21 protein-coding genes, 1 pseudogene and 1 riboswitch are annotated in these 22,267 nt (G+C 39.5%); of the genes and pseudogenes, 13 read left to right on the plus strand and 9 right to left on the minus strand.

From position 1 onward, the window contains the following. Window positions 1–152: 152 nt before the first annotated feature. A riboswitch (SAM riboswitch) is annotated at window positions 153–259 on the plus strand. A 121-nt stretch (window positions 260–380) separates the two neighbouring features. The 5 genes from ssuE to OLD84_RS07825 all read left to right on the plus strand — a co-directional run bounded on the left by ssuE (window position 381) and on the right by OLD84_RS07825 (window position 5,618). Beyond that, complete coding sequence (gene ssuE / locus OLD84_RS07805) at window positions 381–932, plus strand: NADPH-dependent FMN reductase (protein WP_209462335.1); 552 nt, start codon at window positions 381–383, stop codon at window positions 930–932. Between the two features lie 28 nt (window positions 933–960). After that, window positions 961–2,337: an LLM class flavin-dependent oxidoreductase gene (locus OLD84_RS07810; protein ID WP_209462336.1), complete on the plus strand. Its 1,377-nt coding sequence runs from the start codon at window positions 961–963 to the stop codon at window positions 2,335–2,337. A gap of 293 nt (window positions 2,338–2,630) precedes the next feature. After that, on the plus strand, window positions 2,631–3,536 hold the full coding sequence (locus OLD84_RS07815) for a hydroxymethylglutaryl-CoA lyase (protein WP_209462337.1): 906 nt from the start codon (window positions 2,631–2,633) through the stop codon (window positions 3,534–3,536). Between the two features lie 230 nt (window positions 3,537–3,766). Next, window positions 3,767–4,312, plus strand: coding sequence for a helix-turn-helix domain-containing protein (locus OLD84_RS07820; RefSeq protein ID WP_264917488.1), 546 nt, complete (start codon window positions 3,767–3,769; stop codon window positions 4,310–4,312). Window positions 4,313–4,592: 280 nt separating this feature from the next. Further along, window positions 4,593–5,618: a DUF2332 domain-containing protein gene (locus tag OLD84_RS07825; protein ID WP_209462339.1), complete on the plus strand. Its 1,026-nt coding sequence runs from the start codon at window positions 4,593–4,595 to the stop codon at window positions 5,616–5,618. 85 nt (window positions 5,619–5,703) lie between these two features. Here OLD84_RS07825 and OLD84_RS07830 read toward each other — a convergent pair whose 3' ends face one another. Beyond that, a complete protein-coding gene (locus OLD84_RS07830) occupies window positions 5,704–5,868 on the minus strand; it encodes a hypothetical protein (protein ID WP_209462340.1) in 165 nt (54 codons plus the stop codon). A gap of 82 nt (window positions 5,869–5,950) precedes the next feature. Then, on the minus strand, window positions 5,951–6,658 hold the full coding sequence (locus OLD84_RS07835) for a nucleotidyltransferase domain-containing protein (RefSeq protein ID WP_209462341.1): 708 nt from the start codon (window positions 6,656–6,658) through the stop codon (window positions 5,951–5,953). Window positions 6,659–6,854: 196 nt separating this feature from the next. On the opposite strand from OLD84_RS07835, the gene OLD84_RS07840 reads away from it, so the two are divergent. After that, window positions 6,855–6,956 (plus strand): YjcZ family sporulation protein, encoded by a 102-nt coding sequence (locus OLD84_RS07840; protein ID WP_209462342.1) that lies wholly within the window; start codon window positions 6,855–6,857, stop codon window positions 6,954–6,956. A gap of 147 nt (window positions 6,957–7,103) precedes the next feature. Here the strand turns inward: OLD84_RS07840 and OLD84_RS07845 are convergent, their stop codons facing one another. Further along, the gene (locus OLD84_RS07845; RefSeq protein ID WP_209462343.1) at window positions 7,104–7,883 is read right to left on the minus strand and encodes a 2-keto-4-pentenoate hydratase; all 780 of its coding nucleotides are present in this window, start codon (window positions 7,881–7,883) and stop codon (window positions 7,104–7,106) included. A 182-nt stretch (window positions 7,884–8,065) separates the two neighbouring features. Between OLD84_RS07845 and OLD84_RS07850 the strand changes: the two genes are divergently transcribed. Then, entirely contained in the window at window positions 8,066–8,434 is a 369-nt protein-coding gene (locus OLD84_RS07850; RefSeq protein WP_245301492.1) for a YuzC family spore coat inner layer protein, read from the plus strand. A gap of 65 nt (window positions 8,435–8,499) precedes the next feature. Here OLD84_RS07850 and dpsA read toward each other — a convergent pair whose 3' ends face one another. After that, entirely contained in the window at window positions 8,500–9,372 is an 873-nt protein-coding gene (dpsA, locus tag OLD84_RS07855) for a dipicolinate synthase subunit DpsA (RefSeq protein WP_209462344.1), read from the minus strand. A gap of 257 nt (window positions 9,373–9,629) precedes the next feature. Continuing rightward, window positions 9,630–11,597: an acetate--CoA ligase gene (acs, locus tag OLD84_RS07860; RefSeq protein ID WP_209462345.1), complete on the minus strand. Its 1,968-nt coding sequence runs from the start codon at window positions 11,595–11,597 to the stop codon at window positions 9,630–9,632. A gap of 210 nt (window positions 11,598–11,807) precedes the next feature. On the opposite strand from acs, the gene OLD84_RS07865 reads away from it, so the two are divergent. Further along, window positions 11,808–12,245: a CBS domain-containing protein gene (locus OLD84_RS07865; RefSeq protein WP_209462346.1), complete on the plus strand. Its 438-nt coding sequence runs from the start codon at window positions 11,808–11,810 to the stop codon at window positions 12,243–12,245. Window positions 12,246–12,491: 246 nt separating this feature from the next. After that, window positions 12,492–14,570 (plus strand): catalase, encoded by a 2,079-nt coding sequence (locus OLD84_RS07870; RefSeq protein WP_209462347.1) that lies wholly within the window; start codon window positions 12,492–12,494, stop codon window positions 14,568–14,570. 404 nt (window positions 14,571–14,974) lie between these two features. Here the strand turns inward: OLD84_RS07870 and OLD84_RS07875 are convergent, their stop codons facing one another. The 3 genes and pseudogenes from OLD84_RS07875 to OLD84_RS07885 all read right to left on the minus strand — a co-directional run bounded on the left by OLD84_RS07875 (window position 14,975) and on the right by OLD84_RS07885 (window position 16,857). Beyond that, the gene (locus tag OLD84_RS07875; RefSeq protein WP_209462348.1) at window positions 14,975–16,189 is read right to left on the minus strand and encodes an NAD(P)/FAD-dependent oxidoreductase; all 1,215 of its coding nucleotides are present in this window, start codon (window positions 16,187–16,189) and stop codon (window positions 14,975–14,977) included. A gap of 97 nt (window positions 16,190–16,286) precedes the next feature. Beyond that, window positions 16,287–16,592, minus strand: a pseudogene (locus tag OLD84_RS07880) ((2Fe-2S)-binding protein); the annotation flags it as partial. Window positions 16,593–16,596: 4 nt separating this feature from the next. Further along, on the minus strand, window positions 16,597–16,857 hold the full coding sequence (locus OLD84_RS07885; protein ID WP_209462350.1) for a (2Fe-2S)-binding protein: 261 nt from the start codon (window positions 16,855–16,857) through the stop codon (window positions 16,597–16,599). Window positions 16,858–17,097: 240 nt separating this feature from the next. Here OLD84_RS07885 and OLD84_RS07890 point away from each other — a divergent pair, with 240 nt between their 5' ends. Continuing rightward, window positions 17,098–18,270, plus strand: a complete 1,173-nt coding sequence (locus OLD84_RS07890) for an NAD(P)/FAD-dependent oxidoreductase (RefSeq protein ID WP_209462351.1) — start codon at window positions 17,098–17,100, stop codon at window positions 18,268–18,270. A 107-nt stretch (window positions 18,271–18,377) separates the two neighbouring features. On the opposite strand, the gene thpD is transcribed toward OLD84_RS07890, so the two are convergent. Next, window positions 18,378–19,280, minus strand: coding sequence for an ectoine hydroxylase (thpD, locus tag OLD84_RS07895; protein WP_209462352.1), 903 nt, complete (start codon window positions 19,278–19,280; stop codon window positions 18,378–18,380). Window positions 19,281–19,955: 675 nt separating this feature from the next. Here thpD and ectA point away from each other — a divergent pair. Genes ectA through OLD84_RS07910 form a run of 3 tightly spaced genes read left to right on the plus strand, consistent with a single transcriptional unit; the run spans window position 19,956 to window position 22,200 of the window. Then, a complete protein-coding gene (ectA, locus tag OLD84_RS07900; protein ID WP_209462353.1) occupies window positions 19,956–20,480 on the plus strand; it encodes a diaminobutyrate acetyltransferase in 525 nt (174 codons plus the stop codon). 4 nt (window positions 20,481–20,484) lie between these two features. Then, window positions 20,485–21,762: a diaminobutyrate--2-oxoglutarate transaminase gene (gene ectB, locus OLD84_RS07905; protein ID WP_209462354.1), complete on the plus strand. Its 1,278-nt coding sequence runs from the start codon at window positions 20,485–20,487 to the stop codon at window positions 21,760–21,762. A gap of 51 nt (window positions 21,763–21,813) precedes the next feature. Then, window positions 21,814–22,200 (plus strand): ectoine synthase, encoded by a 387-nt coding sequence (locus OLD84_RS07910; protein ID WP_209462355.1) that lies wholly within the window; start codon window positions 21,814–21,816, stop codon window positions 22,198–22,200. Window positions 22,201–22,267: the final 67 nt, after the last annotated feature.

Raw genomic sequence — 22,267 nt, forward strand, 5'->3', positions numbered from 1 at the left:
CCTTGAACTTCTCGGTCCTTTTTATCCTCCTTTTTGAACACGCATTATAAGTAAAAGTAAATCTAAACGTCTCAAAATATCCTTTCGTAAAAACATAAAACCTACTTGACTTATCGGAATAATTAATATAGAGTGTATATTATAACTTAATAATCTTATCAAGAGAAGCTGAGGGAGATGGCCCTATGACGCTTCAGCAACCTCTGACATTGTCAGGAAGGTGCTAATTCCACCAGGAGAAATCCTTGGGAGATAAGAGCGGATAAATTAACAATCAAAAGCCCTCTTTTCTCAAAAAAAGAAAAGGGGGTTTTTTAAGTTTTCAGCTCATTAAAGACAGGATAATCTTATAGAAAATAAAACAAGAAAGGATGATCACCATGGGTGAAATTGTTGTATTATCGGGAAGTCCTTCAGAATTTTCCCGTTCCGATCATGTGCTTAAATATTTAGGAACCTTACTTAAACAGGAGAATTTTTCAGTGACACATATTTCGATCAAGGATGTGCCACAAGAAGATTTATTTTTAGGAAAGTTTGACAGCCCTGTTATTCAAGATATAGCCACGTCAATCCAAAATGCTAGAGGAGTCATCGTGGGAACGCCAGTATACAAGGGAGCTTATTCAGGCGTCCTTAAAGCATTACTGGATATTCTGCCGGAAGATGTGCTCAAGCACACACCAGTGTTGCCACTAATGACAGGTGGAAGTCCCTCTCATTTACTGGCAATTGAGTATACATTGAAACCAGTATTAGCGACATTAAAGGGGCAGAACTTGAAAGGGCTCTATTTACTTGATAGTCAAATTGATAAATATAAGGAACATCCTATTGTTGATGAGGAAATCTTACAGCGAACGAAAAAGCAACTTTTTTATCTTATCGAATTAGTAAATAATCAAGCTAGTCTTGTTTCGATTTCGAAGTAACAATCGAAAAATTAAAGGAGGCATATAGATGGTAAAAAAGAGAATTTACCTGAATGCATTTGATATGAATACGCCTGGACATCAGTCACCTGGGTTATGGACCCACCCAGATGATGAGTCTTATCGTTATAAGGATAGTGATTACTGGATAGAACTGGCTAAAATTTTAGAAAAAGGTCGGTTTGATGCGATTTTTCTTGCGGATGTGTTGGGAACGTATGATGTGTATAACGGATCAAGGGATGCAGCTGTTAGTCAAGGGGCACAGGCTCCGGTCAATGATCCGTCACTCGTTGTTCCATTAATGGCAGCAGTAACGAAGCACCTTGGCTTTGGTGTGACAGCTTCTGTCACGCATGAGCACCCCTATACATTTGCTCGTCGTATAACGACATTGGATCATTTAACAAAGGGGCGTACCGGGTGGAACATTGTTACTTCTTATTTAAAAAGTGCAGCAATCAATATGGGATTTGCGGATCAAGTTAAACATGATGAGCGATATGATATAGCTGCAGAATATTTAGAGGTTGTCTATAAGCTTTGGGAAGAAAGCTGGGAACACGATGCTGTTAAGGTGGATAAAGAAAAGGGTATTTATTCAGATCCTGACAAGGTTCATGATATCAACCACGATGGAAAATACTTTAAAGTTCCAGGTGCACACTTAAGCGAGCCCTCTCCACAGCGCACACCTGTTATTTATCAAGCAGGGGCATCTGCGAAAGGTCGTGCATTTGCAGCTAAAAATGCGGAATGTGTGTTCATCGGTGCACCAACGATTTCCGCAACGAAAGATACGGTTGATAAATTGCATGCTGATATCGAGAAAGCTGGAAGATCACCAGAAGAAGTGAAAATCCTTACGATGTTCACACCAATAGTCGGACAAACGGAAGAAGAAGCGAACCGTAAATTTAATGATTATAAAAATCACATCAGCCAGGAAGGGGCATTTGCCCTATTTGGTGGATGGACCGGTATTGATCTATCCGAATACGACAAGGAAGAAAATTTACGCTATGTAGAGAGTGATGCGATTCAGTCTGCAGTAGAAAATCTCACGAAAATAGATCCTGATAAACCATCAACCGCAGAAGACATTAAAGATTTTGTAGGGATTGGCGGAATGGGTCCTTATACCGTTGGGTCACCAGAACAAGTAGCTGATACGATGGAATCGTGGGTTAATGAAGCTGGAGTTGATGGTTTTAATATTGCATATGCAGTGACTCCAGGAACCTTTAAGGACTTTGTTGAATATGTAGTACCAATTCTTCAGGATAGAGGATTGGTTCAAAAAGAATATGAAGGAACAACACTAAGAGATAGTTTATTTAGTCAAGGAGATCAATTGCCGGCACATCACCCTGGAAAAAATACGAAAGGCGTGCTGGTAACCTAATATTTTCTAAAAAACACGAACACGAAAGGAAAAGGACCTGTACCACATAATCAGTGGGCAGGTTCTTTTTTATCTTCTAAGCGTGGAGATTTGACATCGAACCAATAAAACCGGTACACTGTATTCAACAAAGTTGAATACAGATATATTGAGTTGAATAAGAATAGGTTTATAGAAGTGTAGATGCAATGTTATTATTTGATTTTTATTGTAAGCGCATTCTCATTGTCTATGGAAGAAGTTACAGATTCATGTTGATGAATGGATTCACAAGTAACAGAGGAGGAGTAAGTATGAGAAATTGGCCAGATTTTGTTGAGATAAAAGAAGTGTCACCTCGTGATGGCTTGCAGAATGAAAAAGGTTGGATTTCTACTGATGATAAGGTTGCTTGGATTAATATACTTTCAGATTCAGGTGTAAAGGAGATTGAATACTCGTCGTTTGTGCATCCAAAATGGATACCTAATCTGTCCGATGCACGGGAAGTTGGAAAGCAGATCAAAAGGAATCCGAATGTTTTCTATTCAGCACTTGTACCAAATATGAAAGGGCTTGAACATGCTTTGGAAGCTGGTATAGATGGCGCTTCGGTGTTCATGTCTGCTAGTGAGACGCATAATAAGAAAAACATTAATAAATCAATAGCAGAAACGTTTCCTGTGCTCCAGGAAGTTATTCAAGAGGCGAAACAAGAGAGAAAACGTGTAACGGGATATGTTTCAACCGTATTTGATTGTCCGTTTGAAGGGAAGGTTACACCAGCACAAGTCATCCGTGTTTGTGATCAATTGTTTGCGTATGGCGTTGACGATATATCGCTTGGTGATACAATCGGTTCCGCCGTACCTTCACAAGTGGATCAGTTGCTTGAAGCGGTCTTATCCCGCTATCCGAAAGAAAAAATCATTATGCATTTTCATGACACAAGGGGAATGGCTATTGCTAATATCCTGAGATGCTTGCAATATGGTATAACGCGATTTGATAGTTCCGTTGGAGGTTTGGGTGGTTGTCCTTATGCACCGGGAGCAGCAGGCAATGTAGCAACGAATGATGTATTATACCTTCTTCATGGTTTAGACGTGAAAACCGGCATTCGGGAACTTAAAATACAAGAGGCTGCCTTGTTTATCCAAAGTAAACTGGGAAAGGATCTGCCGAGTAAGGCTCTCGCCCATTATGTAAGTACAGCATAAGGCTATGACGCGTCCAAGGCGAGTGAGTGGGATCTTAGGTTGAGCGGCTGTACACCAGAGCAAGCAACTGCGCCACCAATCGAACGAATACTCCCGACATGCCGTTCAAGCCCATTTTTAGCGTATGGTTTTAAAGGTACTCTCCTTGACTGTCAAGTGGGACTATTCTATGATAAAAGACATATCCGACTTTTACGGTAAAGGAGAGAGTCCCAATAAATCTTGATAACATAGGAAAAAAAATAAAACAAATGCGATTAAGAAGTAAAAAAACACAACAGCAAATTGCCGATGAATGCGAGATCTCCAAAAGCCTATTATCCAAAATTGAAAATGGGCAAACCGCTTCAGCAATTGCCACTCTTTCAAAAATAAGTGAAGCTTTGCAGGTTCCTCTCTCATGGGTGTTAGATGATAAATTAGAGCAAGAGCTCGTGCTACTCCCGAAGGCGCACAGGCAATCTAAAGTTGGAGACGAGAATATGGGTTACTCCTATGAACTACTTGCAAATAGATCCCAATTTAATGGGGTTGAACCAACTATTGTTCATGTTACCCCAAAGGCTACGAATGACCGTCAAGAAACGTATACCCATTCCCAGGATGAGTTTATATTTATTATCGAAGGTTCTATTCACTTATATTATGATGGCAATCATCATTATATGGAAAAAGGTGATAGTGCTTATTTCCAAGGATCGAAAGCTCATTTATTTATCCCAGTAGACAATGATGGAGCAAAAGTATTAACATTATTTATCGATAGTCCATTATAAGTAAATCACTCAAGATTCAGTTTATCGAGAAGAAAGCAGCAAATCGCATAGGAAAGAGAGGGTACAAATCGTTGTCGATTCGTATCCTTTTTTATTGGTTATATTTGTTGTTTATAGCACTTTATCATGGTGAGAACTCCTGCTAATGAATGTGTTAAAACTCTATGATCCTGAATGTTCTGATAATAAGTGATATTTATGTTAAACTTAAAATTGAGATGGTGAAAAGGTTTATTTAAATGACGAAGTGGATGGTTTAACAAGGAAGGGGGATTTCATAGTGGACATTGCAACAATTTCCGAACGATTTAAAGTTTTTGCTCATCGAGAATGTAGGGGATCAAGTGACTTATATGAGTATTTGTCTGAACATATAGCTATGGATGAGAAATTATTAGCTATATGCACCAAAGTGCAACAAGGGCAACCTATTCCTAATTTATTTTTTGGTGCTGTTCATTATCTTTTACTCAAAGGAACAGAGCATGGTTTAAAAGACTTTTATGAAAGTATTGTAGAATCTCCGAAAAAGACAGAGCAATGTTTTCCTTATTTCAAGGATTTTTGCCAGTTGAATAAAGATGAAATTATTTCAGTAATGAAAAGTAGGCTGGTTCAAACAAATGAGGTGAGGCGGTGCAGTTATCTCTATCCAAGTTTTAGCTTTGTGTATGAGAAGGTGAAGAAACCTTTAGCGTTAATAGAGATAGGAACGAGTGCTGGTTTGCAACTGCTGTGGGATAAGTATAGCTATTCCTATGAAACAGATGTAGTTTACGGAAATAATTATTCTACTGTACATATAAACGGGCAAGTGAAAGGTGAGCGCCTACCATATTTACCTAATAACAGCCCACCGGTAGCCTGCAGAATTGGTATTGATTTACATGTCAGTGATCTTAACAGTGCTGAAGATTATTTATGGTTAAAAGCGTTAATTTGGCCTGAACATACAGAAAGACGGGATTTGCTTGCAAGCGCGGCAGATTATGTCAAAATAAACCATATAAATTTTGTCGAAGGGGATGGGGTAGCTTTACTGCCTGATATCCTCAAAGGAATCCCTGAAGATGCAGTGATATGCGTCTTTCACACACATGTTGCGAACCAATTATCGAAACAAGACAAAGTACAACTTCTCCAGCACATTAAGAATAGTGGCAAGGAGAGAGACATTTTTCATCTGTACAATAATATACAAGACGGTGACCTTCATCTGGATTATTATATAGATGGATATGAACACACTAGTACTGTAGGAGAAACAGATAGCCATGGCCGATGGTTCAGCTGGAATCTGTCATAATAGTTAGTGCCATGGTCGTCTGAACGAATTTTACATTAAAAAATAAGTGAAGAACATAGAAATATGCTCTTCACTTAATTTCGTATTATTTGTCGTTGGGATCGTATTCATCATTCAAAAGCCTTGTGACTCTCGTTGACTCTTTTTTTCTAATATCGGATTTGGTTGCTCGTTCACCATACGAATCCTCTGGATCCATACCAGGAGCAACGACACTTTCTGCAGGTTGCGTTCTTTTCTTTTTATCCATATGAAATTCCTCCCATCCTTTTTATCCTGTGTAAAAGGGAGGAATTTATCATAAAAATTGACCTACAATCGTTAATTTTACTTTAAAATAAAGACTCTTTGTACCCATCAAAGAGTCGACCACCATAAGGTTCTAGCATGCTGTCAATGAATGCAGTAAAAGGTACATCGTCTCCAGTTCTCATAAATAGCTGATACGCGTCTATAAACTCGTCAGAAAATGATTTATCAAATTCACTTAGAGAACGATACATCCATTTTCCTTGTCCAATCCAATGTTCATTTACTCTTAATACATATTCAGAAGCGAAATCAAAAAGTTTATGTGCAACAAATAATTTTTCTTCTTTATGAATGGAGCTATTTAAATCCTGAAGCAAGTCTGTGATGATAAATCGCTGGTAATTCTGCTGTTCTTCTGTCCATTTAACAGGCCCTTTTTCCATATAGTCTTTAGCTACAAGTTGGATGTCTTTCGCTGAACCGTTGTCTTTTATAATATGACCATCAACACACATACGTGGAATAGTTGGAATGCCTTCTAGGCGACTTGTTTCAAAGGCTAAGGATAAGGAAATGTTAGTAAATACAAAGAGTTCGATATCCCAATCAAAACAAAACACACATTGACGAAAGGGGGATGATTGTGTTTCATCAACAATAACCATATCTAAATCGGAGTGTTCCGTTAATTCGCCTCTTGCGCTACTCCCTGCCAAAAGAGCAACATCACAATCAGGGAAATGGGATTCAATATATTTTTGTGCAGCTAGATCTCCTGACATTTTCATAAGATCAATTCCTCCTAAACGCGGTTTGACTTCTGTTTTTCATCGTATTCATCTTGATATATTCCGTTACATTAGGAAAGAATTATATGAAAAAAATGCAAACAAGTCATTAACCAGTCTATACCAATACATAGTAACCTGCATAAAATAATAGTGCGAAGTGACTTTCGCAAATAGGGATGAAAGGAGAGTCTATATGTCATATGTTCATCATAAAGCACAGGGTGGCGATTTCGCTTTGATCGTGGTGTTGTTCATTCTATTAATTATCGTAGGTACAGCATTTGGCTCTTGGTAATAGGAAGTAGCGACAGTTCCGTTGTAATTTACCTCCTTAAATTTTGCGCGGAAGTAAAGGAAAAGGTATTTAATCTTTTCCTTTACTATTTTTTCGTTAAAGCAATTATTTAATTGAACCTCTGCGTATAAACTGGCAAGAGGGTAATTACTCTGTGAATGTAATGGTAACGTTACCGATTGTATGATATGTAGCCTCATAGGTACCTTCTTCGACCCTTAGTGGAGAGATAAATGTACCTGAGGAGATGATCATTCCTTTTTTTAAGCTTATATTACGTTCTGCAAGCTTCTTCGTAAGCCATGCTACGGCTGATGCTGGGTTTCCTAGCACATTGTTTGAGACTCCTTCACCGATATTCTTGCCATTATGATAAAGATCCATTTTAATTGTTTCTAATTCATTGATGGATGGTGGGCGAACAAGTTCTGAAATTACGACATGTCCCACGACACCGTTATCACATAAAAGGTCAGCTAATGAAAAATGAGGAAACCAATCCTTGTAGCGGGAATCGGGAATTTCCAACCCAGCAGCAATTTTACATTTGGAAAGAATCTCATCTTCTGTTGCTCCGATGGTTAAATCCTCAGATAGTACAAACATTAATTCTGGTTCGACGAGTGGATCAAAAAGATTAGATAAAGAAAGAGTAGCTTTGTTCTTGACAAGACTGTTTGTTGTCAACGTGCCATATGCTGGCTCATTGGTATTCGCAAGGCTCTGCGTTTCCCGACTTGTCATACTGATCTTATAGCCACTGATCTCTTCATGATAAAGCTTACATTTCTTCTGAACGAGTTGTTCCTGTACGTTGTATGCGGTCTGTTCATCGAGCGTATAATCATTTCGGATAAAATCAATTGGAACCTTTGTCTGATGTGCTTTTAGCAGTTTACTTGCTATTTCATCTATGTTTGTTTCCACGGAACCACTCCTTATCTAGTAGTAAAACCTATAATAATGGAATTTTATGAATAAGTAAAATCGAAAAGGAATTTTCGTTCCCTGAAAAACTGTATTGCATATAATTAAATTAGTGATTCATCGCTATGATCGCGCGTCGATAAATTTAAAGCTTACTTTGTTTATAGAAGGGAGATTTGTTAATGTATTATGTGCATCACCCTGCATATTGCCCAGCTTGTTATTATAATACCTACTGGCCTATTCGTCAGTATCCACCTGCTGATCCCGAACTCTTTCTTCAATCTGCTAATGAAACAAAGAAATTAATGAATGATGCTAATGTGATTCTTGATAAATTGGCTGAGTCAAAGGAATTTGATCTAAAGATTATGGAAGCGGCTCAAGCATCAGATCAAGAAGAGGTAGAACGCTTAATTTATTCTTTAGATATTTCGTCCGAAGTGGATATCACGTATAATCCGGATAATCTAAAGTTGGAATTCCGTTCAAGCGTTTCTGAGGATGATCCAGCGTGTTGTCGGTTACTTATTGCATTACGTTGGAGATAGAGTTTGTTTAATCATCTTGAATAGAAAATAAATTCAGATAATAACTAACCTCAAAATATGTGGGGTTAGTTATCTAACAATTCTGCGAGTACGCCAGCAATGATTCTCCCAGCAGACTTAGGAGCAGACTTACCAGGTAATCCGAGCGCATGTAAAGATTGAATACCTTGATTATCAGCAAATGTAAAGTCAGTTCCGCCTGGTTTTGAAGCAAGATCAATAATGAGGGCGGACGATTTCATGGACGAAATAATAGTTGAATCGATAACTGGATATGGGATCGTATTCATACAAATATCAATATCATTAATGCTTTGATCTAAGTTTTCAAGTCGTACAGGCTCTAACCCCATCTCGATAATGCGGGAGATATCAGAAGACTTTCGTACAGCTACACGTACGTTAGCTCCTACAGAGGAGAACAGTCGTGCAACTGTAATCCCGACTCTTCCAAATCCAAGTACCATTACGTGAGATCCGTGAATCGTAATATCCTTTTCTTCCATTGCCAATCGTAACGCACCTTCAGCAGTGGGAATGGAATTTAATATAGCCATGTCGTCGCGCGCAAATAAACGCACTAATTTCCTATTGGTTGATTTCGCTAGGTTATCTAAAAAAGGATTGGATGTTCCTGTATAAATTGTGCAATCTGCTGGAGACTCAGCTATTATATTCTTGGTTAGATAAATGGTTTGATCAGAATAAGTAGCTTCTATTTCTCCAGCTGTATTTGTGCCAGCAACAGGTAAGGTTATCGCGTCTAGCATACTAAAGTCCATTGTTTCGAGCGTTGATTGTTTAATGTTCGTATCATCAAAGCTTAACTGATCAAATCCAATTAAAAATACGTTTGCTCCGTCCTTAGACAATCGTTTAATGACCTCCAGATACCTGGCATCTCCACCCATGATGAGTATGTTCTGATTGTTTACCATAGTACCGTCCACCTTTCTAGATTTTTCCTTCATAATACATGATGCTACCGTATAAGGTACAAAATTAAGTATATAACGTTTGAATAGATTTATGTCTGTACATTTTTAATGTAATAAAGCTTATGTAATAAGACGAGCATAAAGTGAAGCTCCCTTCAGTGGTGGGTCAGTTCATTAAAGGAGGTAAAAAGAAGAAAGAAGAAAGTCACTTGCTGAATTTGCGTGCATCCAACAAGTGACGATAGATACCTCATACATTACTTTATTGGTGTTTTGGAATCCATGATTTCTTTTACATGTTCCACAGAATCTGGATCTTCAAGTCCGGTGATGTCACTGGTAACGGTTCCTTTTTCAACGATTTCCTTTAACAATCGACGCATGATTTTCCCACTGACTGTCTTCGGCAATGATTCAGCAAAAACAATAGCTTTCGGAAGCGAAATTTTACCGATTTGCTGTTCGATACGTTGGTTTATCTTGTCCTTTATTTTATCCGTGTTATCAACATCATCTACTAAACGAGCAAATACGACTGGAACTTCACCTTTTATTTCATCAGGGATTCCGATAACAGCGGCTTCTGAAACCCCCTCGCATTCTAAAACAGCACTCTCCATCTCCATCGTACTCAATCGATGTCCTGCAACATTGAGCGCATCATCAGAACGACCAACGACCCATAAGTAACCATCTTCATCTAGCAAAGCCAAATCACTAGCGAAGTAACTGCCATCAACTTGGCTGAAATAGGTGCCATAGTAGCGTTCAGGTTCTTTCCAGAGTGTGCGGCACAGCATTGGAAATGGCTCCTTAATAATTAAATTTCCTAATGTACCAGGTTCAACGGAATTTCCCTCAGCATCAACAATATCGAATTCTGCACCTAGAAAAGGAACTCCTGCTGCTCCTGGTTTCATGGGGGTTAGCCACGCTGCCCCAGAAATAGGAGACCCAGCAGTTTCTGTTTGCCCCCATGTGTTATTGACATAAATATTTTTCTTGCCTAGTACTTCATATGTCCACTTCCATGATTCTATGTCAAATGGTTCCCCAACGAGAGAAATCACCTCAAGACAGGATAGATCATATGGCTGCATCGCTTTTTCGCCCATGCTCTTTAACATTCTGAGTGCAGTAGGAGCTGTGAATAATTTATTCACTCGGTATTTTTCAATGATTTCGTAAAAGCGATCTTTCGTGGGATAATCGGGTGCCCCTTCATAAACAACGGTTGTCACACCGTTTGCTAGGGATCCGACAATTCCCCAAATATGCATGGTTAACCATCCGACGTCAGCAGTACACCAGAACACATCGTCAGGGCGATGATCCATATGGTATTTGGCATAAATGTAATTTTGAATTACAAATGCCATCCCGGAATGGACAACGCCTTTTGGTTTTCCAGTAGTTCCACTTGTATAAAATACAATACCAGGATCATTTGCTTCTATTCTTTCAGGTTTGGAGTAAATACTTGCTTTTTGGGTGAGCTCGTCCCACCAATAATCACGACCGTTACTCATTTGAATGTCTGCATCTAAACGATTGACCACAATAACCGCTTCAACGGGAGAGATAGTCTCCATAACGTGATCGACTTTTTCTTTTAAAGGAATTATTTTGCCACGGCGCTGAGTTGCATCGGCGGTTACAATAACTTTGGGTTCAAAATTGGTAAGGCGATCTTTTAATGATTTTTCCGAATAGCCAGAGAAAATGGTGTTATAAACGGCCCCAATGCGAAAACATGCTAGTACAGCAATGAATGCCTCTGAGAGATTGGGCAGGTAAATAGCAACACAATCCCCTTTTTTGACCCCAAAAGATCGTAGGACGTTCGCAAATCGATTTACTTCTGCAAGTAGCATGTTATACGTATAAAATTTTGTATCGCCGTTTTCACCTTCCCAAATAAGAGCAGTTCGGTTTCCTGCACCGTTATCAACATGCTTATCAAGTAAATTGACACAAGGGTTACTAATTCCACCTTCAAAGAAACGGAAATCAGGAAGATTGCCACTTATTGTTTCCTGCCATGGTTCATACCAAATAAGTTCACGTGCGACGCTGTCCCAAAAGGAGGCAGGATCTTTTCGTGATTGCTCAAGAAGTTCTTCAAACGCTTCATTGCTTCCAATGGATGTAGCTTGTTCCTTTTCTTTGTCCGGATAAACGAGCTTACTATTTGATACCACTTGTAAAATACCGTTTAAATCCATTAACATTCTCCTTCTATTATTTTTCTGTTTCTATTAACAGTATATATAATCTTCATAATAAAATAAACGTAATTGGTCAATCTTTTCTAAATTTATCGAATTTCGAGATTATAAAGGAAAATGGAATAAACTCGTCTAATACTTGAAAAATGTCCCACTAATATTTTTTGCAAAATAAACCAGACTATGAATTGAAAGGGAGGTTTTTTTATGCAACAAAACTTAGGAAACATCATGACTTCAAACGTATTTACTATTAAGGAAACACAGTCCCTACAGGAGGCTGCATCCGTGATGAGTGAGCATAATATTGGGGTTGTTCCGGTTGTTAATAATAGTGGTCAAATGACTGGTATTATAACAGACCGTGATATTACACTCCGCTCAACAGCACAGGGGGAAGCTGCACAAACACCTGTATCTCAAGCGATGACTGCTCAACAAGTTGTTCAAGCTACACCGGATATGGATGTACATGAAGCGGCAGAAATGATGTCTCAACAACAAATTCGTCGTTTACCAGTTGTGGAAAATGGACAGATCGTAGGGATGGTTGCCTTAGGTGATATTGCTGTAGATAATCAATATGATAATGAGGCAGAAGAGGCATTGTCGAGTATTTCAACACCTTCAGCACCTCAGAAATAAGTTTGTTATCGTAACTCCCATTTCATATCAAAAGGTTGCTCTAGACGCAAAAGTCTTTAGCAGCCTTTTTTGTTTGGCTCTTTTCGTAAGTATTGGGTGAATGCCTGAATATTTATTCTTTCCCGTTTAATAGGGTTTTCAAGGAACATTTCCTATCCTCACGAATCAAATGAATGAAACTGTTCTAAGCCTAGAAAAAAACCATATGTATATAATTGGGGTAAAATTTAACAAGAGGGTGATAACATGGATGATAAGTCATCATCAGAAAACAATAGAAATAAAAAAGGTGGTGAGGATGAAAAAGATGAGCAGCTAGAACAGTATAGAAGAAAAAATACAGGACCAGGAAAGAAGATGACAGATGAGAATGGAGTAAGAGTTTCAAATGATCGCTGGAGCTTAAGAGCAGGAAGGCGTGGTCCCCATTTATTACAAGACTTTCATTTTTATAAAAAACAGACACATTTTAACCGGGAACGAATACCAGAAAAAGTAGTTCATGCTAGGGGATTCGGAGTATATGGGGACTTTGAAGCTTATAAGTCAATGAAACATGTCACTAGAACTCACTTTCTGGGAGAGGCTGGACGCAAGACCCCTGTATTTACTCGATTCTCTAATTTTATCGGAAGTAAAGGGTCGAAGGATACAGCAGTAGATATTCGTGGCTTTGCGGTCAAGTTTTATACACAAGAAGGAAATTACGATTCCCTATCACTCCAATTCCCTGTCTTCATTCTAGCAGATGCGATGAAATTTATGGATGTGACACATGCAGCTAAACCGAACCCGAAAACAGAAATCCCACAAGCGACTGTGGCACAAGATGCTTTTTGGGATTATGTAGCGAATAATCAGGAATCAGCTCATATGGTGATGTGGCTCATGTCTATGCGAGGCCGTCCGAGAAGCTGGCGCATGATGGCGGGCTGGCCGATCAATACATTTCGGTTTATTAATGAACAAGGAAAATCGACTTTTGTTCGATTTAAATGGGAGCCTAAGCTTGGCGTTCACTCCTTGTTACTTGATGAAGCGAATGTAATCGGAGGGGTAGATCCAGACTTCCATCGCCGGGATATCATAGAAGCAATAGAAAAAGGAGCATACCCTGAATATGAATTAGGTGTACAGTTAATTGCTGAAGAAGACGAATTTAAATTTGATTTTGATGTTTTAGATGATACAAAGCTTTGGCCAGAAGAAGAAGTTCCTGTTGAAATTATCGGTAAGTTGACATTAAATCGGCTTGTAGATAATTTTTTTGCAGAGGAAGAGCAGTCGGTATTTGATCCAGCCAATGTTGTTCCAGGAATCGAGTTCACGAATGATCCTGTCCTCCAGGGTAGAGCGATTGCTTATAGAGATACAGAACTGTATCGACAAAGTTCAGCAAATATTGAGGATATCCCAGTTAACAGACCAATCGTAGAAAGGAACTACAACCTGCGAGACAGCTATCAGAGACACCGGATTGATGTTGATTACGTAAATTATCATGAGAATTCATTAGCTGGAAATACACCAGCAGAGGCCTCTCCTGAGGAGGGTGGATACGTCCATTATCCCGGAGAAGTGGAAGGCCACGTAACGAGGGAACGACCAAGCAAATCGTTTTTTGATTTTTTCTCACAATCCAGACTTTTTTGGAACAGCTTATCAGATGTAGAAAAGCAAGACCTTGTGGAAACTTTTATCTTTCATCTGCAGTACGTGAAAAGTAAATCGGTTAGGCAGCAAAATGTCGATATGTGGGTAAATGTTGATAAAGAGATGGCATATATTATGGCCGAAGAACTTGATGTAGATCTTCCAAAAGGGTCTCATGTTCCAGTAACAAAAAGTTCACCAGCCATTAGTCAATTAAATACACCCTATTATGCTTATACTCAAAAAGTTGGTGTGTTGATAGGCAATGGATTTAATGGGCAAGAAGTTAGAAATGTATTGCATATTTTGCAGCAAAATGGAGTATTTATGGATATTATTAGTGAAAAGCTTGGTACAGTTACAGGAGACGATGGAACCAAAATTGAAGTGAATGAGACATTTCTAACCAAATATCCTGTCCTATATGACTCGATCTACGTCGTCGGTGGAAGTGCTAAAAATCAAGCGAAATTTGACCAGGGCATTATGGAGTTCGTAAATGAAGCATATAAACATTTTAAACCAATAGGCATTTCCTCAACTGGGCAGTCTTATATTCAAGGATCTGAAAAAAATAACTTCGCAGGCGTCGTTTTTTCCACAAATAATCCAAACTTCGGAGAGGACTTTGTCTCTGCAATCGCTCAGCAACGATTTTGGAATAGAGAATAGTATGGCCATAATATAAACACTGACGAACGATGATGTTTCGTCAGTGTTTTCAGTATATAATTTGAACTGTAACAAATAGAGTTAGAAACCAACCTTTGTCATAAAATTTCCTGCAGATTGCATGCTTTTCCCAACTTTTTTTAATTTTTCAATACGTTGTTTCCACTTATCTCGCGATTGCTGATCATCATTCAGATGCCACCTCCACGTAAGTATTACATCAACACGCCATTCGCTCTATGTCAAACTTGCTCAGACTAATGTATGTTGAAACGGATAGAAAATACATATAATAAGCGCCCTATTGCCGTAGAAAGCAATAAGGCGCTTGTCTTTTTATTTAATTCCAGTAGACGTTCACTTACCCTAAGCACCTCTTTTAAAAGAAATTGACGCCGTGAATCTCATGTTACGTTGCTATAATCTTGAAATGCTTTTTCTATTTTTGAACGTCCTTCGTCAATCCCGGGATGAAACTGAATAGAAGCTTCTTTGCGAATTGCTTTTACCTTTTGTTTTGCTTCATCCACCCTGTATTCTATGTCTGCCAGATCCTTCACTTTTTGCTTGGCAATGGAAAGGCCTGCGACCGTACCTTGTGCTCTGGCAACCTTGGCACTTTCAATACCCGTTATGTTTCCGGCGACATACAAACCTTCTATTGGTGTTTCCATCTGTTCATTATGGACAGGGACTTGGCCACCCAGTTCTTCGATGTATTGGAACGGACATCCAGTCACAGCAGCTAGTTCTGCTAGTGGATATAGTCCACCGGCAATACACACAAAATCGACGTCCACCGTTTTTTCGCTTCCTTTTATTGGCGTACCATCGGGTGTAATATCGCAAATCGTAACCGACTCCACCTCTTCATTGCCATTTATTTCAACGACGGATTTACGGATGTGAATAGGCATTCCCCACATCTTAACGCCGCCTTTTGGATAAAATTTAACAGCTAGTTTTCGCACCCATGCGGCTTTGGCAAATTTGCTGCCGAAGCGGAGGAAAGCAGACGGAGCTAAGTGAGCAATCCGAACCAGCCCATCCATTACTTTTCCAGGATCACCGTGGTCTTTTGTAACAGGGTTGACTGCAGGGAGCGCCATGCTATGAAGTTCGACGTCTGCCAATTGCAGTTCTCTTGCGATGGCAGCCGACAATACGTTGACACCAACAACGATCCCTTTATCTCCTACTCGTACGCGGTGAACATTCGTCATCACTTGCGCCGCTCCTATTGACATAACACCGGGAAGCGTCCAGCCAGGGATTGGTGCAGCCGATTCCGCTGCTCCTGTGGCTATCAGCAGGTTTTCAGCATCAAACGTTCCTTCGTTCGTATGTACGGTAAACCCGTCAGCTGTTTTTTCAGTATGATGCGCAGAAATCCCGCATCTAACATCGATATTCAGCTCTTCGGCCTTATCCATTAGAATCCCGGTTTCTTTGATGCCATTCCACCACTCTCCATTCGGTTCCTGGTGAAGTTGGCCCAAGAGTCGCCCGCCTGGTTTCGGAAATTCATCAAGAACAAGCACATGCGCTTCCCACTCACGGGAAGCAATCGCAGCCGACAAACCAGCGGGGCCGGCACCAATGATAATAACATCATACATGCGGATCCTCCTCCTTGCTACCTTCGTTTTGCTTTTGAAATTCGGTGTATGTACGTGGTAATTGTTCGGTGTTTTTCTCCGTAGGCTTCAGTGGCAAAGGCTGTGTTGTTCCACTTTTTACTACCATGCCTTCTTTCACTTCCGTCATACATGCACGGACTCCAGCTTTCTCGTCAATGGTTACCCGACATTCAAAGCAATGACCAATATTGCAATAAATGCCACGCGGTTTTCCACTTTCTTCATGTACACGCAATTGTCGGATGCCGTTTGCCAACAATGCAGAAGCGATCGTGTCACCCTCGTAACCTTCATAGGTTTTTCCATCAAATGTAAATGTAACGGCTGTCTGATTATCCAGGTTTCCCAGGACAGGATGTTTCGTAATGCGCTTATTACTCATGGTTTTATTTACCTCCCAACACGGATAATGGTACTGGTCTGACAGGAGGCTGGACCTTCAACGGAATTTCGTTGCTCGGTTTTTCTCCTGTTACCTCTTCCAATACAGCATCAACCGCTGGCCTGCATGTACGTCCACCGCAATAACCCATACCGGCTCGTGTGCGCAGTTTGACTTCACGAGCTGAGCATCCGTATTTACTAAACGTTTCTTTGACATCTTTTAAAGCTACTTCTTCACACCTACAGATAATCATCTTATCCATCTGGTCATCCTCCTTATACATTCACACATAAACTATGAAACTGTTTTCATTATTGTTTTGAAAAACATTGACATACCATTTACTGCTATCTTAACATATATGATAGGATCGATTTAACATTTTAGCAGGATAATTATTAACAAAATAAAAAGTGACACAGAACAGGACAGAATAAATAGAATGCAAGCTATATTTTATCGCAGTTTACGTTTTATTTTATAAGTAATGGAGGAGACAAATATGACGAAGGAACATACAGAAGTTGCTATTATCGGTGGCGGCATTATGGGGTGTGCGATTGCCTATTACATTTCCAAAGCTGGAATCGATTGCACGCTGATTGAAAAGGGGGATATTGCAAGTGGTACATCTTCTCGCTGTGACGGAAATGTTACCATCGTTGACAAGGATCCAGGCTTTGACAGCAAGATGTCCATGGTCAGCCAAGAACTAACCGTCGATCTGGGAAAAGATCTGAAAATGCCATTTGAATATCGCGCCCTAGGAAGTATACTTGTCTGTGATAATGATGCTGAATTGCAAGCTGCAGAAGATTGGGTGAAAATTCAAAATGAAGCCGGTTTAAAATTTAATATGCTTGATCGCTCAGATATCCGCCAGGAATCTCCTTACTTTGCTGATGATATCCCGGGTGGCCTTGAAAGTGAAACGGATTCGCTCATCAATCCGTATTTATTTTGCTATTCGCTCATTGATCGGGCAAAGGATTATGGACTTAAAGTTCGTACACAAACTGAAGTGACCTCTATTTCCAAAAAAGAGGACTTCACCATTGAAACAACAAATGGAACATTTACAGCCGAAAAAGTGGTGAACGCAGCTGGTGTTTGGGCACCTTTCATTGGCGAGATGCTGGATGTGGAGATTCCGATTGTACCTAGAAAGGGGCATATTATGGTCGGATCGAGACAAGAGCCAGTTATGATGCGGAATGTCATGGAGTTCGGTTACTTGATGAATAAATTTGAACGCGAGCGCATTGCGGATCCACAAACGCAGGAACATGGTGTAGCGCTTGTGCTGGAGCCAACCGAAAGCCAGAATTTCCTGCTTGGAAGCAGTCGGGAGTTTATAGGTTTTGATGGCAGGGTTGACATCAATGTCGTGAAAACAATGGCAAAACGGGCAATGCGCTTTTTCCCGAAAATGGATGATTTTAATATGATTCGTGCATATACTGGTTTTCGACCATGGACAAAAGACCACTTGCCAATTGTTTCAACGGTTGAGCAGGTACCTGGATTCTATATTGCGGCAGGTCATGAAGGGGACGGGATCAGTCTCGCAACCGTCACGGGAAAATTAATTGAAGAATTAATACAAGGGAAAGAAACGATTATCCCTGCTGAACCATTGAGTTATGAACGTTTTGTGAAGTCTCCGGTTTCGTAATACTGAATAGAAAAAGGCTGCCTCAAAAGGAGTAAACACTCCTCTTGAGGCAGCCAAATTTATGTGCCAGTAAATTCTATGTCAGGAAAGTTTCCCGTTGATTTTCCTTATCTAATACCGCTTAGGGTTGCAGCACCTTCTCGTACAGCAATGAACTCAGGACGTTCTTTCCCTCCTGAGTACGGTCTTACCAGTGCGTTTTCAACGCTATTGTATACCATGAATAAGTTGTTGCGGCTATATGGTGTAATATTGCCGCTCGATCCATGCATGGTATTGCTTTCAAATAAGGTAATGGAACCAGCTTTTCCGGTGGGTACAGATATACCGCCACCTTGATCAGCGAGCCAGCGCAGGCTGTCATGATCCGGAACGCCAAGCTTTTGTTTTTGTAATGAACCTTTATAGTTATCGTCAGGTGTTTCGCCCGCGCAGCTGACATAGTAGTTATGGGACCCAGGTATAAGCATTAAGGGCCCGTTGAATGTATAGTTGTCGGACAAGGCGATCGATAGACTGACACCCCTCATCCGTGGCATACCATCTTCCACATGCCATGTTTCAAAATCCGAATGCCAATCGAATTCTTTACCTGAGAATTCCGGTTTATAGTTAATTCGAGATTGATGTATATAGACGTCACTTCCAAGAAGATGGTTTACGATATCAAGCAAGCGTTGATCATTTGCTACCTTTTGAAAATAGTTATCGTCGTTGTGCACGTGAAAAATAGATCTGATTTCCTCGCTTTGTGGCTCACGAATCACTTTTTCAGAAGTTACGTCCCTGCTGGAGTCCTGTAGTTCGAAAATACCGTTTTGCATATCAGTTACCTCTTGCGAAGAGAAGAAATTCTCAATCTGCAAGAATCCGTTTCGTTCATACGAATCAAGCTGTTCTTTGGAAATAGGTGCTTGATTATCTTTTGATCGATCTGTGTGAATCACAGGATCCTTCCGTTTTAAAATCTCTGGTTTATTATTTTGTCTTGATGGATAAAGATCTTCCATTATATAAACACTCCTATCAAAATTTTTACCTCTTTGATGTCGCGTTCATTGTTGCGTAAATACTAGCACATAGGGAAACTTTCCTGTGTACAAGATCAACTTTACTAGATTAATGCGTAAACAGCAAAGTAGAAATATTAGGAAAATAGAAGTAAATAACTGCTTAGGAAAAATAGATAAAGCATCAAAGAGCTGTTTTTAATAGATTGTTTTTTTTGAACGTAATTGCGTGAATTTTAGGTTTATGATAAGACATTTAAAATATAGCAAATAAAAATCACAATCGTTCGTTGAATCCATCCATATATGATTACAGGAATCGGCAATCATGCAGGCTTTTTCTTGTGTAGGCTAAAAAAGAAAGCACTAGAATACAGTAATTAAGCTAAATTTATTTACTTTTTATGCAGATCTGTGATTTAAACGCCCCCAAGAATGTATTTATTTTTAATTTTTATACCAAATTCCTATAAATTCTGTCTATTCCTTACCATTTGCTAGTTATTTATAGAATATGGCACCTATTGTTAATGAATCAAATGGAATCAAGTTTAAACACGCTGTATAAGATTTAATCCCTTTTGACGAAATGCATTCTTGGATTTACCCTTAAATGGTACGTGTTTTTCAAATAATTTCGGAGGTGAGAGCATCAGTAAAGGCGGAATTGGTGAATTGACAAAAGAACAGGACATAAAAACCGATTTTCATTTTCGTAAGCCGAATAAAAATGATGGAGCAGCTGTATGGGAATTGATTAAACATACAGGCGTTCTTGACCTAAACTCTTCTTATAGTTATCTCATGTGGTGTGAGGTGTTCTCGGAAACATCGATTGTCACGGAAAGAGAAGGGGAGATAGTCGGTTTCATTTCTGGGTTTATTCATCCGGATACACCGAATACACTATTCATCTGGCAAGTAGCTGTTAATGAATCTGAACGAGGCAATGGGTTGGGGACGAAGATGCTTTTTCAACTGCTGAATCGTGAACATTGTATAGAGTATGTTGAAGCAACCGTATCTCCATCAAATACGCCCTCACAAAACCTGTTTCAAGGTCTTGCAAAAAAGCTTGACACCAATTGTGAGGTTGGCGATTATTTTTCATCCAATGATTTTCCCGGAGAAGGGCATGAAGATGAACTATTGTTTAAGATCGGACCTATTCAAGAAGAAAAAATATTGATAAAAGGATGATTTCATGACAACGGCAGTATTAAGCGATAAGAAAATGAAAACGTTTGAAGAGATAGAATCAGCAGTAAGAAGTTATAGCCGAGGTTGGCCAACTATTTTTGAAAAAGCTAAAGGCTATAAAATGTGGGATACGGATGGAAAAGAATACATCGATTTTTTTGCAGGGGCTGGTGCACTAAATTACGGACATAATGATGAGGCCATGCAAGAAAAACTGATTGAATATATTAAAAATGATGGCATTTTACACAGTCTTGATATGGGAACAAATCCAAGAAAAGAATTTCTTGAACGTTTCAAAGAAGTTATTCTTAAGCCTCGTGATTTGGATTATAAGATCATGTTTCCTGGTCCAACTGGAACCAATACAGTTGAAAGTGCTTTGAAAATAGCCAGAAAAGTAACGGGACGTGATTCGGTCATTAGCTTTACGAATGCATTTCATGGCATGACAATTGGTTCACTTTCTGTAACGGCTAACTCATTTAAACGACATGGAGCAGGTGTTCCTCTACACCATACCGTATCCATGCCTTTTGATGATTATGTGGAAGATCAGAGCTCGATTGCTTATTTAGAAAAATTTCTAGAAGATAGTGGAAGTGGTGTTGCTTTACCAGCTGCTATTATTCTGGAAACGGTGCAAGGTGAGGGTGGTATGAATGCTGCTCGATTGGACTGGGTGAAACAGATTGAAAGTATTTGCAAGCGCTGGGACATTTTATTAATTATTGATGATGTTCAAGCAGGTTGCGGACGAACTGGAACTTTCTTCAGTTTTGAGCCTGCGGGGATTAATCCAGATATCGTTTGTCTTTCAAAATCAATTGGAGGAGCTGGACTCCCGATGGCAATTACGCTAATCAAACCGGAGTATGATCAATGGGAACCGGGTGAGCATAACGGTACATTCCGTGGTAATAATCTGGCGTTTATTGCAGCAACAGAAGCATTAACCAATTGGGAAACAGATGATTTAAGTAAAGCCATTCAAGAAAAAGCTAGCATATTGAGTGATGCGATAAAAGGATGGGTTAAAAACTATCCAGCATTAAAAGGTGAAGCTCGTGGAAGAGGTTTAATGCAGGGCATTGCAATTGAAGGAGAAGGTATTGCCGATGAAATTTGTGCTGAAGCATTTAATCGCGGCCTAATTGTAGAAACATCAGGACCAAATGATGAAGTTGTGAAGTTCCTTCCACCACTGATTATTGATAATGATGGCCTTAAAAAAGGCTTACAGATTCTGGAAGATAGTATCAAACAAGTTCTGGCTAAATAATAGGACTCATTACAATATTAAATACAATTCATACGGCAAAGGGGAATAGAAATGATCATAAAATCACTGGAAAATATCAAAGGGACGGAAGATGAAACATCTAGCGATAACTGGACGAGTCGCCGCTTTTTATTGAAAAAGGATGGAGTCGGCTTTAGTATGAATGACACGCTTATTAAAGCTGGAACAGATAACTTCTTTTGGTATAAAAATCATATCGAAGCTGTTTATTGCATCGAAGGTGATGGTGAAATCGAAAATATAGCAACTGGAGAAGTGCATCAAATTCAAGCTGGAACGATGTATATTCTGGATCAGTACGATAAGCATAGACTTCGTGCTAGAACAGAGATGCGCATGGTTTGTGTATTTAATCCACCACTTGTAGGGAGAGAAACACATACGAAAGAAGGGTATTACCCGTTATTGACGGAATAGAAATAATGAGGAGGACTCAGTCTTGGACTGGTTCCTTCTCATTTTTTTATGCATAAATTGCATTCTA

This window comes from Virgibacillus natechei (assembly GCF_026013645.1).
In the GTDB taxonomy this organism is placed as follows: Bacteria; Bacillota; Bacilli; order Bacillales; family Amphibacillaceae; genus Virgibacillus_L; species Virgibacillus_L natechei.

What these genes read in the sequence shown, in the direction of transcription:
- OLD84_RS07830 (WP_209462340.1), bottom strand. Translation starts at nt 5,868, where the DNA reads ATGGATAAAAAGAAAAGAACGCAACCTGCAGAAAGTGTCGTTGCTCCT.
- dpsA (WP_209462344.1), bottom strand. Translation starts at nt 9,372, where the DNA reads ATGGTAAACAATCAGAACATACTCATCATGGGTGGAGATGCCAGGTAT.
- OLD84_RS07885 (WP_209462350.1), bottom strand. Translation starts at nt 16,857, where the DNA reads ATGGATAAGATGATTATCTGTAGGTGTGAAGAAGTAGCTTTAAAAGAT.
- OLD84_RS07865 (WP_209462346.1), top strand. Translation starts at nt 11,808, where the DNA reads ATGCAACAAAACTTAGGAAACATCATGACTTCAAACGTATTTACTATT.
- OLD84_RS07910 (WP_209462355.1), top strand. Translation starts at nt 21,814, where the DNA reads ATGATCATAAAATCACTGGAAAATATCAAAGGGACGGAAGATGAAACA.
- OLD84_RS07840 (WP_209462342.1), top strand. Translation starts at nt 6,855, where the DNA reads ATGTCATATGTTCATCATAAAGCACAGGGTGGCGATTTCGCTTTGATC.
- OLD84_RS07850 (WP_245301492.1), top strand. Translation starts at nt 8,066, where the DNA reads ATGTATTATGTGCATCACCCTGCATATTGCCCAGCTTGTTATTATAAT.
- acs (WP_209462345.1), bottom strand. Translation starts at nt 11,597, where the DNA reads ATGGATTTAAACGGTATTTTACAAGTGGTATCAAATAGTAAGCTCGTT.
- thpD (WP_209462352.1), bottom strand. Translation starts at nt 19,280, where the DNA reads ATGGAAGATCTTTATCCATCAAGACAAAATAATAAACCAGAGATTTTA.
- OLD84_RS07890 (WP_209462351.1), top strand. Translation starts at nt 17,098, where the DNA reads ATGACGAAGGAACATACAGAAGTTGCTATTATCGGTGGCGGCATTATG.
- OLD84_RS07875 (WP_209462348.1), bottom strand. Translation starts at nt 16,189, where the DNA reads ATGTATGATGTTATTATCATTGGTGCCGGCCCCGCTGGTTTGTCGGCT.
- ectB (WP_209462354.1), top strand. Translation starts at nt 20,485, where the DNA reads ATGACAACGGCAGTATTAAGCGATAAGAAAATGAAAACGTTTGAAGAG.
- OLD84_RS07870 (WP_209462347.1), top strand. Translation starts at nt 12,492, where the DNA reads ATGGATGATAAGTCATCATCAGAAAACAATAGAAATAAAAAAGGTGGT.
- OLD84_RS07815 (WP_209462337.1), top strand. Translation starts at nt 2,631, where the DNA reads ATGAGAAATTGGCCAGATTTTGTTGAGATAAAAGAAGTGTCACCTCGT.
- OLD84_RS07810 (WP_209462336.1), top strand. Translation starts at nt 961, where the DNA reads ATGGTAAAAAAGAGAATTTACCTGAATGCATTTGATATGAATACGCCT.
- OLD84_RS07835 (WP_209462341.1), bottom strand. Translation starts at nt 6,658, where the DNA reads ATGAAAATGTCAGGAGATCTAGCTGCACAAAAATATATTGAATCCCAT.
- ssuE (WP_209462335.1), top strand. Translation starts at nt 381, where the DNA reads ATGGGTGAAATTGTTGTATTATCGGGAAGTCCTTCAGAATTTTCCCGT.